Raw genomic sequence first — 13,886 nt, forward strand, 5'->3', positions numbered from 1 at the left:
GGCCCACCCCGCTCCCGCCTGCCGCTCCCAGCCCCCAGGATGGAGCCATGACGCAGGAGCAGAACGCGGCCGAGGACGAGCGGGCCGCCCAGGAACAGCCCGGGGGCGAACGCCCGCCCCTGGTGCGCGACGAGAGCCACCGCGTGGTGGCGGGGGTCTGCGGGGGGCTCGGCCGGCACCTGGACATCGATCCGGTGGTGTTCCGGGTGGTCACGGCAGTGCTCTGCCTGACCGGCGGACTCGGGCTGTTCCTGTACGGCCTGGCCTGGTTGATCGTGCCCACCGAGCACCCGGACGGGAAGCACGGACGGACCGAGCTGCAGCGGGTGCTGACCGGCCGGGTGGACGGCCAGTCGATCGGCGCGGTGCTGCTGACCGTGATCGGCACCGGGGTCTTCTTCTCCTGGATGGGCAGCGGTGACTCCACCTTCCCGCTGCTGCTGCTCGGCGCGATGATCTTCTTCGCGGTGCGGCACGACCCCGAGCGCCGCCGCCGGGCCCGCGGGCTCGGGCAGCCGCCGCGGCAGGGCGGTCCCTACGACCGGCCCACCGGCCCGGCCGGTGACCTCGGCCTCGGGGCCACCTCGCCGCTGAGCGACTGGCAGACCTGGCGGCGCGACTTCCACGAGGAGTGGGCCGGCCGCGCGGCCGAGGTCAAGGCGCACCTGCGGGAGGAGTGGGCCAACCACAGCGAGGAGGTGCAGGAACGCGTCAACCTGGCCAAGGAGACGCTGAGCCGCTCCGCCCAGGCGGCGCGGGACGGCGCCGGGCGGGCCGACGCGCCACCCGCCGACGCGCCCCCCAGCCGCACCGGCTACCTGTGGGACCCGCGGCACCCCGAGCGCAACCCCTACGGCACCACCCCGCCCCCGGGCGCGCCCGCCCAGCCCTGGTGGCAGCGGAGCGACCTGCCCGAGGGCGACCCGCTGCGCAAGTCCGCCGCCGCGCCGTACCCGCCCATGCCGCCGATGCCGCACCCGGTGCGCCACGAGCGGCGGTCCCGCTCGGTGCTGGCCCCCTTCGGCCTCCTGCTCTCGGTCGGCGCGGCCTGGCTGGTCTGGACGGTGAGCGGGCACCACAGCAGCACGACGCTGCTCTCCAGCATGCTGGCCACCTGCCTGCTCGGGCTCGGCCTGACCATGCTGGTGGGCGTGAAGTTCGGCCGGGCCAGGGTGCTGACCGTCCCGGCCCTGCTGCTCACCATCGTGCTGGCCGCGGGCGGCACCTCCGCCACCTCGGTGCACGCGAGCGTCGGCGACCGCAGTTGGACGCCGGCCGATGCGGCGGCCGTTCAGCACCAGTACGCGCTGGGGGCCGGCGACATCGCCCTGGACCTGTCGGCGGTCGACCCGGCCGGCGGCACGGTGAGCACCTCCGTGCGGCTGGGCGCGGGCCAGGCCGACGTGACACTGCCGCCCGACGTCGAGGCGAACCTGACCCTGCACACCGTGGTCGGCAGCGTCCATCTGCCCGACCGGACGCTGGACGGCGACGTCGGCACCCGGCAGACGGTCCACCTCGCCCCGGTCGGCGGCGCGGCGAGCAAGGGAACGATCGACCTCGACATCGTGGTCGACCTCGGCGACATTCAGGTGGTGCAGGGATGAAGCGGCATCGGTTCGACCTCTACTCGTTCCTGGCCGGCGGCCTGTTCACGGTGATCGCCGTGCTCTACCTGGTCGCCTCGCTGAACGACTTCTCGGTGAACGGACGGATCGTCATGCCGATCACCCTGATCGTGCTCGGCGTGGCGGGACTGGCGGGTGCGGTGGCCGCGATGTCCCGCCGCGGCCGGGGCCCGGACGCCCAGGACCCGGACGCCTGAGGCCCGACCGGCGGGGTGTCAGGACTGCAGCGGCCCGAGGTCGAGCCGGTCGCCGTCCTTGGTGACCCGGTACCGCGGCAGCGGCTTGACCGCCGGGCCCGCCAGCACCGCGCCGGTGGTGGCGTCGAACTTCGAACCGTGGCAGGGGCAGTGCAGCTGGCCCTGCTTCGGCGCGTCCACGGCGCAGCCGGCGTGCGTGCAGACCGAGGAGAGGCCGCAGTACTGGCCCGCCGTGGGCTGGACGATGTAGACCGTGTCGCCGCTGGCGGGGTCGGTGACGGTGGCGGAGCCGCCCACCGGGACGGCCGCGACGGCGACCGAGACCTTCGCGCCGCCCGCGGGGGCGCTCACCGGGGCGCCCCCGGCAGCGGTGGCGGTGGTGGCCGGCTTGGGCTTCCGGCGGATGAAGGTGGCCGTCAGCGAGCCGCCCAGCAGCCCCGCCCCGCCGAGCGCGACGGCCGCGATGGAGCCGTCCAGGAAGCTGCGTCGGCGCACCGCCTCCTCCTCCAGGCCGCGCCGCCGGTCGCGCTCGGCCCGGCCCGCGATGAAGCCGTCGACCGACAGGTACGGCGTCCCGGCCAGCAGCAGGGTGGTCCAGGCCATCAGGTAGGGCAGGTCGTTGCCCAGGTAGTAGGGCGAGATGTGGAAGCTGACGGTCAGGAACAGGGTCAGGCTGAGCAGCGCGCCGCCGAGCGCGGCCACCCGGCCCCACAGCCCGCACAGCGTGCCGAGCCCGACCGCCAGCTCGCCGAAGGCGATCAGCAGGCCGAAGAAGGTGGGCTGGTGCAGCGCCGGGGCCAGGGCCCAGCCGATCGGGCTGTTCGCCCGGGCGGCCACGGTCTGCGCGTAGAAGGACTGCGGGTCGCCGGCCCCGGCCAGGTAGTGGCTGTCGGCGAGCTTGTCCAGGCCCGCGAAGGCGAAGGTGACGCCGAGGAACAGGCGCACCGGCAGCAGCGCGTACCGACCGGCGAACGCCCGGCGCTGGGCCGCCCGCGCCGCCCGGCCGCCCGGCCCCGCGGGTGCCGGCCCCACGGGCGGTCCAGCGGTCGGCACAGCGGTCGGTCCAGCGGTCGGCACAGCGGTCGGTCCAGCGGTCTCCACCGGGTCCGTGGTCCCCTCCATCATCGCGTCACCCTTCCCACAGCAGTCCGCCTCTCCACGCCACAGCCTGTCCACCCGCGACCGGTTCGGGTGGGATTCTGCCCGTTCCAGCCCGATCCCGACGGTATCCCGCCCACCTGGGCGCCGGCTTGGCGCCCAGCCGCGACCCGGCCGGATCTGACGCGAACGGCCGCACCGCCACCCACGGGTACGCGGATGGCGGTGCGGCCGTTCAACAGCTGACGGGAGTTTTCCGGCGGGCCCGGTCAGGCCCGCTGGACGATCACTCCCACTCGATGGTGCCCGGCGGCTTGCTGGTCACGTCCAGCACCACGCGGTTGACGTCGCGCACCTCGTTGGTGATCCGGGTGGAGATCTTGGCCAGCACCTCGTAGGGCAGGCGCGACCAGTCGGCGGTCATCGCGTCCTCGGAGGAGACCGGGCGCAGCACGATCGGGTGACCGTAGGTACGGCCGTCGCCCTGCACGCCGACGCTGCGCACGTCCGCCAGCAGCACCACCGGGCACTGCCAGATCTCACGGTCCAGCCCGGCCGCGGTCAGCTCCTCGCGGGCGATCGCGTCGGCCTCGCGCAGCAGGTCCAGGCGCTCCTTGGTGACCTCGCCGACGATCCGGATGCCCAGGCCCGGGCCCGGGAACGGCTGGCGCTGGACGATCTCCTCGGGCAGGCCGAGCTCCTGGCCCACCATCCGGACCTCGTCCTTGAACAGCTTGCGCAGCGGCTCGACCAGCGAGAACTGCAGGTCCTCCGGCAGGCCGCCGACGTTGTGGTGCGACTTGATGTTCGCGGTGCCGGTGCCGCCACCGGACTCCACCACGTCCGGGTAGAGGGTGCCCTGGACCAGGAAGTCGACCGACTCGCCGTGCTCGCCGGCCTCGGCCACGATCTCGGCCTGCGCCTGCTCGAAGACCCGGATGAACTCCCGGCCGATGATCTTGCGCTTCTGCTCCGGGTCGCTGACGCCCTTGAGCGCGGTCAGGAACCGCTCCTGGGCGTCGACCACCTTGAGCTTGACGCCGGTGGCGGCCACGAAGTCCTTCTCGACCTGCTCGGTCTCGCCCTGGCGCATCAGACCGTGGTCCACGTAGACGCAGGTCAGCTGGGAGCCGATGGCCTTCTGCACCAGCGCGGCCGCGACCGCGGAGTCCACGCCGCCGGACAGGCCGCAGATCGCGCGCTTGGTGCCGACCTGCGCCTTGATCAGCGCGACCTGCTCGTCGACCACGTTGTGGGTGGTCCAGGTCGGGGCCAGGCCCGCGCCGCGGTAGAGGAAGTGCTCCAGGATCTGCTGGCCGTGCGTGGAGTGCAGCACCTCGGGGTGGTACTGGACGCCGTAGAGCTTGGCCTCGTCGTTCTCGAAGGCGGCGACCGGGACCACGTCGGTGGAGGCGGTCACGGTGAAGCCCTCGGGGGCGGCGGAGCAGGCGTCGCCGTGCGACATCCACACCGACTGCTCGGCCGGGGTGCCCTCGAAGAGCGTCGAGCCGGCCTTGGTGACGTGCAGCGGGGTGCGGCCGTACTCGCGCGCACCGTTGTCGTCGACCGTTCCGCCGAGGGTGATCGCCATCAGCTGGAAGCCGTAGCACATGCCGAAGACCGGCACCCCGGCCTCGAAGATCGCGCGGTCGAGGCGCGGCGCGCCCTCCTCGTAGACCGAGGACGGACCGCCGGAGAGGATGATCGCCTTCGGGTTCTTGGCGAGCATCTCGGTGACCGGCATGGTGCTCGGCACGATCTCGCTGTAGACCCGTGCCTCACGCACCCGACGGGCGATGAGCTGGGCGTACTGGGCGCCGAAGTCGACCACCAGGACGGTGTCGACCGACGGTACGGACTGGTCGGGGGTAGCAGAGGACACAGACGGCCTTCCGGCAGCGAACGGGAGGTGTCGCACGCAGCGCGCCGGCAAGGGCGGCGGCGGGCGACCGGTGGGGGTGTCACCACCGATTCTACCGGCCGCCCTCTTCACCCCTTTCACCCCTTTGCCCGCGACTCCCCCATCGGCCGTGTCCGCACCGGGCGCGCGCTCGTTCTACCGGCGACCGTACGACCGCGCCGTACCGGCCAGGTGCGGCGCATCGGCGCCCGGGCCCGCGCCCGTACGGTCCGGCAGGACCACGCGTGGAAGATTCCAGTCCACTCGTGCGTGTGGCGCTCCGCCGCCGGCGGCACCGGCGGGCCGGAGCGCCGTGGGACCGCGCGCGGGTGCGGTGGAACCGGCGGCAGGGGACAGCGGCCGGCTCCCGACTGCGCCGGGTGGTGCGGCGGCAGGCCCGGGGACGCCCGGACCGACCGCCGCACCACCCGGTCGAACGACTTGTACGACTACCGAACGTCACCGCAGCGTCCCAGGTCGCCGGGCCCGGAACAGGTCCGGACCAGCTGCCGAGAGGCTGCCAGGAGCACGGTCGGCGAAAAATGCGCTGGACCGAAGTCGGCCGAATCGGTTGCAGAGCATGGCCTGTGTCCACCACGATGCTGGGGAGGGGGTTCTCCGGTGGCCGACTCGGGCCGTCGGTCACTTGCTTCCCACGACTGCCCATCGGCGGTAACAGTGGGTATCGCCTCACACTCCGTGAGGGTACGGCGGCCAGTCGGTGCGCGGGACCACCTCCCGGCGCCCGGCCCGCGTTCGCGCCCGGTCCGCCGGGGCACGACACGAAGCCAACCGAATAGACGGCGCTCATCCCCCGGCGCCGTCGCCGCAGCACCGGCGCAGCCCTGACGCCGTGTGCTGAGCGACAAAGGGCCCCGTTCCCCCGCGGGGCCCTTTGCCTTACCCGGACAGCCCCTTGCCCGGGCAGCCTTGCCCGGGGCCGCCGCCCCCGCCCGGTCCGGCGCGGCCGCTCACCCTGGCAAGGGAGGGGTCGACTCGCCTGCGAGCCGGGCCTACTGACGGAAAGTCAGCTCCGCCAGCGCGCCGCCGTCCGGATGGTTGGCCAGCCGCAGCCCGACTCCGATCGCCGCCGCGTGCCCCTGCGCGATGGTCAGGCCCAGGCCGTGCCCGCGGCCGCGTTCCCGGGCACCGGTACGGAACCGCTGCGGCCCGAACTCCAGGACGTCCGCCGGGTATCCGGGGCCGTGGTCGCGAACGGTGACGGTGGGACCGGCGACCACCACCTGGATCGGCGCGGCGCCGTGCTTCTGCGCGTTGGTCACCAGGTTGGCCACCACCCGGTCCAGTCGGCGCGGATCGGTGGTCACCTCGGCGTCCGCCTCGATCCGCAGCTCCACCGCGGGCCCGGCCACCGCCAGGATCCGCCTCAGCAACGGCCCGAGGGTGACCGGGGACAGCTCGGGCAGCTCGGCGCCCGCGTCCAGCCGGGAGACCTCCAGCAGGTCCTCGGTGAGTGCGCAGAGCACCCGCACCCGGTCCTGCACCAGCTCGGTGGGCCGCCCCGGCGGCAGCAGCCCGGCCGCGGTGAGCAGGCCGGTCAACGGCGTGCGCAGCTCGTGCGCGACGTCGGCGGTGAACCGCTGCTCGTTCTCCAGCTTGCTGCTCAGCACGGCCGACATGGAGTCGACGGCGGCGGCGAGTTCGGCGACCTCGTCGCGCGAGCGGCCCAGCGATCCGATCCGGGCGCCCAGGTCGCCCTGCGCGATGGTGCGCGCGGTGCGGGCCGCGGTGCGCAGCCGGCGGCTGATCCGGTGTGCCACCAGGACCCCGGCGAGCACCGTCACCACCACCGACAGGGCGGCCGAGATCATGATGCTGCGGTCCAGGTCGCTGATGGCCTTCTCGTCCTGGTCGAAGTCGATCCAGAGCGAGAAGATCCGGCCGTTGCTGCCGGCCGCCGCCCACATCCGGGTCCCGGTGGGGCCGTGCACGAGCATCGAGCCGTGGTGCCCGTCGGTGGCCAGTTCGCGGAGCCTGGGCGGCAGTTCGGGGTCGTCGAGCTTGGCGTTCCAGGCCAGCGCCCCGGTCCGGCTGTAGCCGTCCAGCGCGGCGTCCAGCGCGTTCTCGGCCGCGCTGCGCGCCTGGTCGGTGTGCTGCTGGACGGAGGCCTGGTGGACCAGCAGGCCGACGGTGAGCGCCACCAGGCAGGAGACCAGCGCGACGGTGACCGCGATCTGGCGGCGCAGGTTCACTCGGCCCCGCCGGTCCCGCGCCGGGTGCGCAGCTTGTAGCCGAAGCCGCGGACGGTCTCGATCCGGCCCGCGCCGATCTTGGCCCGCAGCCGCTGCACATGCACGTCCACCACCCGGGTGTCGGCGCCCCAGGCGTAGTCCCAGACCCGCTCCAGCAGGGTGTGCCGCTCCAGCAGGATGCCGGGCGCGGCGGTGAACTCCAGCAGCAGCCGCAGCTCGGTGGGGGTGAGCAGCACCGGACGGCCGTCGGCGCGCACCTCCATGGCGTCGGTGTCCACCTCCAGGCCGTCGATCGACCGCACGGTGCGCGTGGGGGCCGGCGGTGCGGATGCGGCGGGCGGGGCCATGGGGGCGGCGGGGGCCGGTGCCGTGGGCGGGAACGGTGGAACGGGGGGCACCGGAGGAGCGGCGGGCGGCGCGGCGGGCACGGGGCTCACCGGGGCGGCCGAGGGCAGCCCGGTGCGCCGCAGCACGGTACGGATCCGCGCCACCAGCACCGCTGTCTCGAACGGCTTGACCAGGTAGTCGTCCGCCCCCGCCTCCAGGCCCGAGATCACGTCGATCGGGTCGGTGCGGGCCGACATCATCAGGATCGGCAGCTGGCTCTCCTCGCGGATCCGGCGGCACAGGCCCACGCCGTCCAGCAGCGGCAGCATCACGTCGAGCAGCATCAGGTCGGGGCGCCCGGCGCGGAACCGCTCCAGGCCCTCCAGGCCGTCGGCGGCGGTGTCCACCGGGAACCCGTAGCGCTCCAGCGCCATCCGGGTCGCCTCGCGGATCACCTCGTCGTCCTCGACCAGCAGGATCCGCGGTGTGCCGGAGGTGGTCATGGTGTGCGCTCCGCGGTCGGCTTCGACGGTGCCACGGACGATGGCGCCGAGTTGGACGGTGCCGGATTCACCGGCGCCGAATTCGACGGTGCCGGGTTCACCGGTGGCGTGTTCGCCGGTACCGCACTGGTGACCGGCCCGACGCCGGTCCTCGGTGACGCCGAGGTCTTGGCGCCGGGCGGCGCCGTGGGCGGCAGGTAGGAGGAGGGCCCCGACGGCGCGGCGGCGGGCCCGGCGGAGGCCACGGCGGAGGGCTGCGGGTGGGAGGGCTTGCCGGGCGGGTAGGGCTGGGTGACCACGCCCGGCTGGCAGTCGGGCGTGGTCATCGTGTCGGGCCCGGTGAACTTGGTCTCCACCCGGACCAGTTGGCCGCTGTCCCAGCGGTAGGTGCTGCTGGTCTCGGTGGCCGCGCTGGTCGGCTCGTTCACCACCAGGTCCCGGCCGACCGTCTGCGCGGTGAAGCCGGGCAGCACCGAGATCTCCGGCACCGCCAGCACCTGGTGGTCCCGCAACTGGTAGACGTGCAGGTAGGCGTGCTGGTCGGCGGTGAGCACGGCGGTGATCAGCTCGGCCCCGCCGTCGCCGACCAGGTCGGCGTAGCGCGGATCGAGCACCTGGCAGCCGGTGCAGCCCGCCAGCGCCGCCCGTTCCGCGTCCTTCAGCTGCGGGTCCTGCCGCAGCAGCTGGTGGACGTCCGCCGAGCGCAGGTCGGCGCCGGACACGGTGATGCCCGGGACCGGGGTGAGCGCGCCCACCGGCTGCGTGGCCGAGGCGGACGGGGTGGGCGCGGTGCCCACCGCCGCCCACAGCGCCACCGGGGTGGGCGGGCTGGAGGGCGCCGAGAGCGGACGGGTCGCACCGGCGTCGTGCAGCTGCCCGGTGTCGGCGCAGCCCGCCAGGGCGGCCAGCGCGGCCAGGGCCAGCACGGCGGGCACCACGCCGCACCGGGCGGCGGTGCGACTGAGCCAGGAACTCACGCGGAACAGCGCCTTTCGACGGGGCGGACGGGGCTTGCGGACGTTTCGGTCGCCGGCCCCGGTCAGCGGCTGACACGTCCGCGAGCACCCGGCAGGTTGCATCGTCAGGCGGTCGGACCGGCCCTAGGACGAGACCAGATCCGCGAAGACGATGATGTTATCGGAGTAATGCCCGTTGCTCTGCAGCGATCCGCCGCAGGTGATCACCCGCAACTGCGGTGTGTCGGTGTTCCCGTACACCTCGTCGGTCGGGAACTGGTCCTTGTGCGGCTGCTCCAGCTTGCGGACCTGGAAGGTCACCGTGCTGCCGTCGCCGCGGTGGATCTCGATCCGGTCGCCCGGCTTGAGCTTCGGCAGCTTGGCGAAGACCGCGGGACCGGCCTTGGTGTCCACGTGACCGAGCAGCACCGCGGGACCCACCGCGCCGGGCGCGGGCCCCTGGTCGTACCAGTCGACCTGGGACGGCTGGTCAAGCGGCGGGACCTCCACCGTGCCGTCGGAGTTCAGACCACCGGGACTTACCGCGGCGTCCACCCCGATACTCGGGATCACCAGCCGGGTCGGCGGCGCGGCCGGCTTCGCACCGCCGGACGGGGCGCCGGCGGGCGCCGCGCCGCTGGGCGCGGTCCCCGACGGCGTGTCCTGGCTGTTCATGGGCGCTGCCGCGACCGTGTTGATCCGCACGGGCGGCGGCTGCTGGGTGGTGTGCCCGAGCAGGAACCCGCCGAGCGCCAGGGCGAGGGCACCGCCCGCCGCGAACGGCGCCCACCTGCGCGGGCGCCGACCGTGGCGGCGGCGCTCAGGCCGCCGAGCCCGCACGGCGACGGCGGATCGCGTAGCCGATGGCCGCCAGGCCGCCGGCGCCCAGCACCGAGCCACCCGCCAGCGCGGTGGAGGAGGTGCCGGTCGAACCCTCACCGGTCTGGGCGCCGCCCTTGGGCACGGCCTTGACCTGCGCCCCCGAGCCGGCGGTGGCCGACGCGCCCGGCGCACTCGCCGAGGCCGAGGGAGCGACGCCCTTGGCCGAGCCGGCGGCCGCGGGGGTCGGCATGACAGCCGCACCGCCCGAGGCGTTCGGCGAGGAGGAGGGAGCCGCGACCTTGACCGCCGAGCCGGCCGCGGGAGTCGACGCGGGAGCCGGCCCGCCGGCCGCCGGCGTCGGCATGACGGCCACCCCGCCCGGGGCGCTCGGCGAGGACGAGGGAGCCGGCGCGCTGGCCGCCGGGGTGGACGCGGGAGCCGGCGCGCTGGCCGCCGGGGTGGGCGCGGCGCTCGGCGCGCCGTCCGCGAAGGCAGCCGTCGTGGAGCCGGCCAGAACGGCCGCGACGCCGAAGCCGACCAGCGTCAGACGCGCGGAGCGACGCGGGGAACGAGCACGTGACATGGGTGGTCCTCCGAGGTTCCGCCGACTGGGCCCTGGTGGCCCAGGCGGTGTGGTGCCCACGCTAGGAAGCCCACCGCACGGTGGGCCGCCGGCCGTGTAACACCCACCGCGCGGGTGTGTAACGGTCCTTGGCGACCCACCGGACGTGCCTACCCCTGCTTCTCTTTCTTCGGCACCTCGGGCACCGCGAGCAGCGGCAGCCGCAGCTCGCCGAAGGCCCCGGCGGGCACCGCCGGCCGCACCGGCACGACCGCGGGAACCCGACGGTAGGCCTCGCCCTGGGCCGGCCGCGGGTCCGGCTCGCCCTTGTTGGGCCACATCGACATCGCCCGCTCGGCCTGCGCGGTGATCGACAGCGAGGGGTTGACGCCGAGGTTGGCGGAGATCGTGGAGCCGTCCACCACGCTGATCCCCGGGTAGCCGTAGAGCCGTTGGTAGGGGTCGACCACGCCGTGCTCGGGGCTGTCCGCGATCGGGCAGCCGCCGATGAAGTGCGCGGTCATCGGGATGTCGAAGATCTCGCCGACCGTGCTGCCCGCGAACCCGTTGATCTCGGCGGCCAGCGCCTGGGCGCCCTGCTCGGCGGCCGGGATCCAGGTCGGGTTCGGCTCGCCGTGGCCCTGCCGGGAGGTCAGTTTGCCCTTCCCCAGGCCCTTCTGCCTGAGCGAGACGGTGATCGAGTTGTCCAGCGACTGCATCACCAGGCCGATGATGGTCCGCTCCGACCAGCGGTAGTTGCTCAGCGAACGGGCGAAGACCGTGGGGTGCTTGACCGCCGTGGCACCGGCCCGCAGCCAGCGCGGACCGCGGCCACCGCCCGGCACCTGCAGGATCGACAGGAAGCCCATCGCGTTGGAGCCCTTGCCGTAGCGCACCGGCTCGATGTGGGTGTTCTCGTCGGGGTGGATCGAGGAGGTGATCGCCACCCCCTTGGTGAAGTCCACCGGGCCGCCGTAGCGCCGGGGCGTGGTCTGCGCGCCCACCAGCGCCTCGGAGTTGGTGCGGGTCAGCTTGCCGAGCGCGGCCGAGATCCGGGGCAGCCGGCCCTGGTCGCGCATGGTGTGCAGCAGCGTCTGGGTGCCGTAGGTGCCGGCCGCCACCACCACCCTGGCCGCGGTCAGCGTCCTGGCGCCGGCCCGCTCGGCCGCCGCGCCGCGGGCGTTGGTGCGCTTGACGTCCACCGCGAAGCCGCCGTCGAGCTCGCGGATCCGGGCCACCGTGGTGAGCGGGTGGATCTCGGCGCCGCCCGCCTCGGCCAGGAAGAGGTAGTTCTCGGTGAGCGTGTTCTTGGCGCCGTGCCGGCAGCCGGTCATGCACTCGCCGCACTCCACGCAGGCCTTGCGGCTCGGCCCGGCGCCGCCGAAGTACGGGTCCTCCACCTCGCCGCCCGGGGCCGCCTTGGCACTCCCGTCGGCGTCCCGGCCGTCCCCGAAGAAGACGCCCACCGGCGCGAAGTGGAAGCTGTCGCCCACTCCCATCCGCTCGGCCGCCGCCTTCAGGTGCACGTCCGAGGGCGTGGTGGTGGGGTTGGCGCGCACCCCGAGCATCCGCTGCGCCTGGTCGTAGAAGGGGGCCAACTCCTCGGCCCAGTCGGTGATGTGCTGCCACTGCCGGTCCTCGAAGAAGGCCTTCGGCGGTACGTAGAGCGTGTTGGCGTAGTTGAGCGAGCCGCCGCCCACCCCCGCCCCGCCGAGCACCAGCACGTTGGCCAGCAGGTGGATCCGCTGGATGCCGTACAGGCCCAGACCCGGCGCCCACAGGTAGTTCTTCACGTCCCAGGAGTTCCTGGGCAGTTCGTCGCGCCCGAAGCGCCGCCCGGCCTCCAGCACCGCGACCCGGTAGCCCTTCTCGGTCAACCGCAACGCGCTGACCGAGCCGCCGAACCCCGAGCCGACCACGATCACGTCGTAGTCGAAGTCCTCCACCGCCTGCTCCCCGTCGGTCACTTGAGCCCCAGCGCCTTCAACGCCCGCAGGCTGGTGGTGAACACCGCCGCGAACTTCTCGTCGGTCAGACCCAGCGACGGCGCGATCGGCAACAGCCGCTGGGTCGCGATGGTCTGGCCCTCGGTGTAGCGCAGGATGCCCTCCGCGCCGTGCCGGCGGCCGAGCCCCGACTCGCCCATACCGCCCATCGGCGAGGCCACCGAGCCGTAGGCCGCCGCGTAACCCTCGTTGACGTTGACGGTGCCGGTGCGCAAGCGGGCCGCGATGGCCCGGCCGCGCCGGGTGTCCTTCGTCCAGATGCTCGAATTGAGCCCGTACGGCGTGGCGTTGGCCCGCTCGACGGCCTCCTCCTCGGTGTCGAACCGGTAGACCGAGACCACCGGGCCGAAGGTCTCCTGCGTGCAGACCGCCATCTCGGGGGTGACCCCGTCCAGGATGGTGGGCTCGTAGAAGAGCGGCCCCAGCTCCGGGCGGGCCTGCCCGCCGGCCAGTACCGTGGCGCCCGCCTTGACGGCCTCCGCCACGTGCCGGCTGACCGTCTCCAGCTGCCGCTCGGAGACCAGCGACCCCATGTCCGCGCCATAGGCCAGGCCGGCGCCCAGGCGCAGCGCCCTGGTCCGCTCGGCGAACCGGGCGAGGAAGGCATCGGCCACCGAGCGGTGCACGAAGAGCCGCTCGACCGCGATGCACAGCTGCCCCGCGGAGTCGAAGCAGGCCCGCACCGCGCCCTCGGCCGCCTTGTCCAGATCGGCGTCGGCAAGCACCAGCATGGCGTTCTTGCCGCCGAGTTCGAGCGAGGCGCCGACCAGCCGGCCGGCCGCCCGCCGGGCCACCTCGCGCCCGGTGGCGGTGGAGCCGGTGAACGCGACGTAGTCCGCGTGCTCGACCACGGCCGGGCCGATCACCGGCCCCTCGCCCACCACGATCTGCCACAGATCCGCCGGCAGCCCGGCCTCGATCAGCAGCTCGCGGGCCCACAGCGCGGTCAGCGCGGTCTGCGTGTCGGGCTTGTTGACCACCGCGTTGCCCGCGGCGAAGGCCGGCAGCGCATCGCCGACCGACAGCTCCAGCGGGTAGTTCCACGGGGAGATCTGGCCGATCACGCCCTTGGGCCGGCGGGCCTCCACCGCCTTGGTGAGGACCGGGACCGCGCCGCCGCGACGGCGGTCCTTGAGGTAGCCGGCCGCGGCGCGCCCGTAGTGGCGGGCGGCCATCGTGGTGGCCAGGATCTCCGTGAAGGCGTGCAGCCGGGCCTTGCCGGTCTCCGCCTGGATCAGGTCGAGCACCTCGTCCTGCCGCTTGAGCAGCAGGTCGTGGAAGCGCAGCAGCACCGCCACACGGCGCCGCACCGGCTGCGCGGCCCACGCCTGCTGGGCCCGCCGGGCCAGCTCGAAGGCGACCTTGACGTCCTCGGTGGTCGACTGCGGCAGCTCGGCCAGCACCTCGCCGGTCAGCGGCGTCCGGGTCAGCGCGGGCTCGGCGCCGCCGGTGGCGGTGATGCCCCGGGCGAGCCTTCGGACCAGGGACTGCGGGACCGCCGAGGTGACCGTACGACCGGCACCCGGGGCCACGGGGTTGCGGCCGGTGCTGCGGCTTTCTGCCGTGATGTCCGTCATGGGCGCAGCCTAGGCTCTTGACGGCGGGTCCGGTACCCGTCGGTAACAGGAATCGGACCCCGAGTGCGGGCGCGATCGGGGTCCGGGGAGGGTCCGG

Annotated in this window: 11 protein-coding genes and 1 pseudogene; 2 read left to right on the forward strand and 10 right to left on the reverse strand. The window is 74.1% G+C overall.

Annotated features, from left to right (window positions below; translation table 11 throughout):
- Nucleotides 1-47: 47 nt before the first annotated feature.
- On the forward strand, nt 48-1,607 hold the full coding sequence (locus tag ACFZB9_RS12115; RefSeq protein ID WP_391446187.1) for a PspC domain-containing protein: 1,560 nt from the start codon (nt 48-50) through the stop codon (nt 1,605-1,607).
- A complete protein-coding gene (locus tag ACFZB9_RS12120) occupies nt 1,604-1,825 on the forward strand; it encodes a hypothetical protein (protein ID WP_391446189.1) in 222 nt (73 codons plus the stop codon). The genes ACFZB9_RS12115 and ACFZB9_RS12120 overlap by 4 nt, the downstream gene beginning before the upstream one ends.
- A gap of 18 nt (nt 1,826-1,843) precedes the next feature.
- On the opposite strand, the gene ACFZB9_RS12125 is transcribed toward ACFZB9_RS12120, so the two are convergent.
- From ACFZB9_RS12125 to ACFZB9_RS12170, 10 genes and pseudogenes are all read right to left on the reverse strand, one after another.
- Nucleotides 1,844-2,320 carry a Rieske (2Fe-2S) protein gene (locus ACFZB9_RS12125; RefSeq protein WP_391446738.1) on the reverse strand — a complete coding sequence of 159 codons (477 nt, stop codon included), beginning with the start codon at nt 2,318-2,320 and terminating at the stop codon, nt 1,844-1,846.
- A 15-nt stretch (nt 2,321-2,335) separates the two neighbouring features.
- Nucleotides 2,336-2,857 (reverse strand): annotated as a pseudogene (locus ACFZB9_RS12130) (DoxX family membrane protein); the annotation flags it as partial.
- 352 nt (nt 2,858-3,209) lie between these two features.
- Nucleotides 3,210-4,805: a glutamine-hydrolyzing GMP synthase gene (guaA, locus tag ACFZB9_RS12135; RefSeq protein WP_391446191.1), complete on the reverse strand. Its 1,596-nt coding sequence runs from the start codon at nt 4,803-4,805 to the stop codon at nt 3,210-3,212.
- Nucleotides 4,806-5,836: 1,031 nt separating this feature from the next.
- The gene (locus ACFZB9_RS12140) at nt 5,837-7,036 is read right to left on the reverse strand and encodes an ATP-binding protein (protein WP_391446192.1); all 1,200 of its coding nucleotides are present in this window, start codon (nt 7,034-7,036) and stop codon (nt 5,837-5,839) included.
- Nucleotides 7,033-7,866 (reverse strand): response regulator, encoded by an 834-nt coding sequence (locus ACFZB9_RS12145; protein ID WP_391446194.1) that lies wholly within the window; start codon nt 7,864-7,866, stop codon nt 7,033-7,035. The genes ACFZB9_RS12140 and ACFZB9_RS12145 overlap by 4 nt, the downstream gene beginning before the upstream one ends.
- Entirely contained in the window at nt 7,863-8,843 is a 981-nt protein-coding gene (locus tag ACFZB9_RS12150) for a hypothetical protein (RefSeq protein ID WP_391446196.1), read from the reverse strand. Before ACFZB9_RS12150 ends, ACFZB9_RS12145 begins: the two co-directional genes overlap by 4 nt.
- A gap of 123 nt (nt 8,844-8,966) precedes the next feature.
- The gene (locus tag ACFZB9_RS12155) at nt 8,967-9,662 is read right to left on the reverse strand and encodes a class F sortase (RefSeq protein WP_391446198.1); all 696 of its coding nucleotides are present in this window, start codon (nt 9,660-9,662) and stop codon (nt 8,967-8,969) included.
- Entirely contained in the window at nt 9,643-10,227 is a 585-nt protein-coding gene (locus ACFZB9_RS12160) for a hypothetical protein (protein WP_391446200.1), read from the reverse strand. Before ACFZB9_RS12160 ends, ACFZB9_RS12155 begins: the two co-directional genes overlap by 20 nt.
- A 149-nt stretch (nt 10,228-10,376) precedes the next feature.
- Entirely contained in the window at nt 10,377-12,173 is a 1,797-nt protein-coding gene (locus tag ACFZB9_RS12165; protein ID WP_391446201.1) for a GMC oxidoreductase, read from the reverse strand.
- Complete coding sequence (locus ACFZB9_RS12170; protein WP_391446202.1) at nt 12,170-13,789, reverse strand: succinic semialdehyde dehydrogenase; 1,620 nt, start codon at nt 13,787-13,789, stop codon at nt 12,170-12,172. Before ACFZB9_RS12170 ends, ACFZB9_RS12165 begins: the two co-directional genes overlap by 4 nt.
- Nucleotides 13,790-13,886 lie beyond the last annotated feature (97 nt).

It is taken from the genome of Kitasatospora sp. NPDC008050 (assembly GCF_042957465.1).
Taxonomy (GTDB): domain Bacteria; phylum Actinomycetota; class Actinomycetes; order Streptomycetales; family Streptomycetaceae; genus Kitasatospora.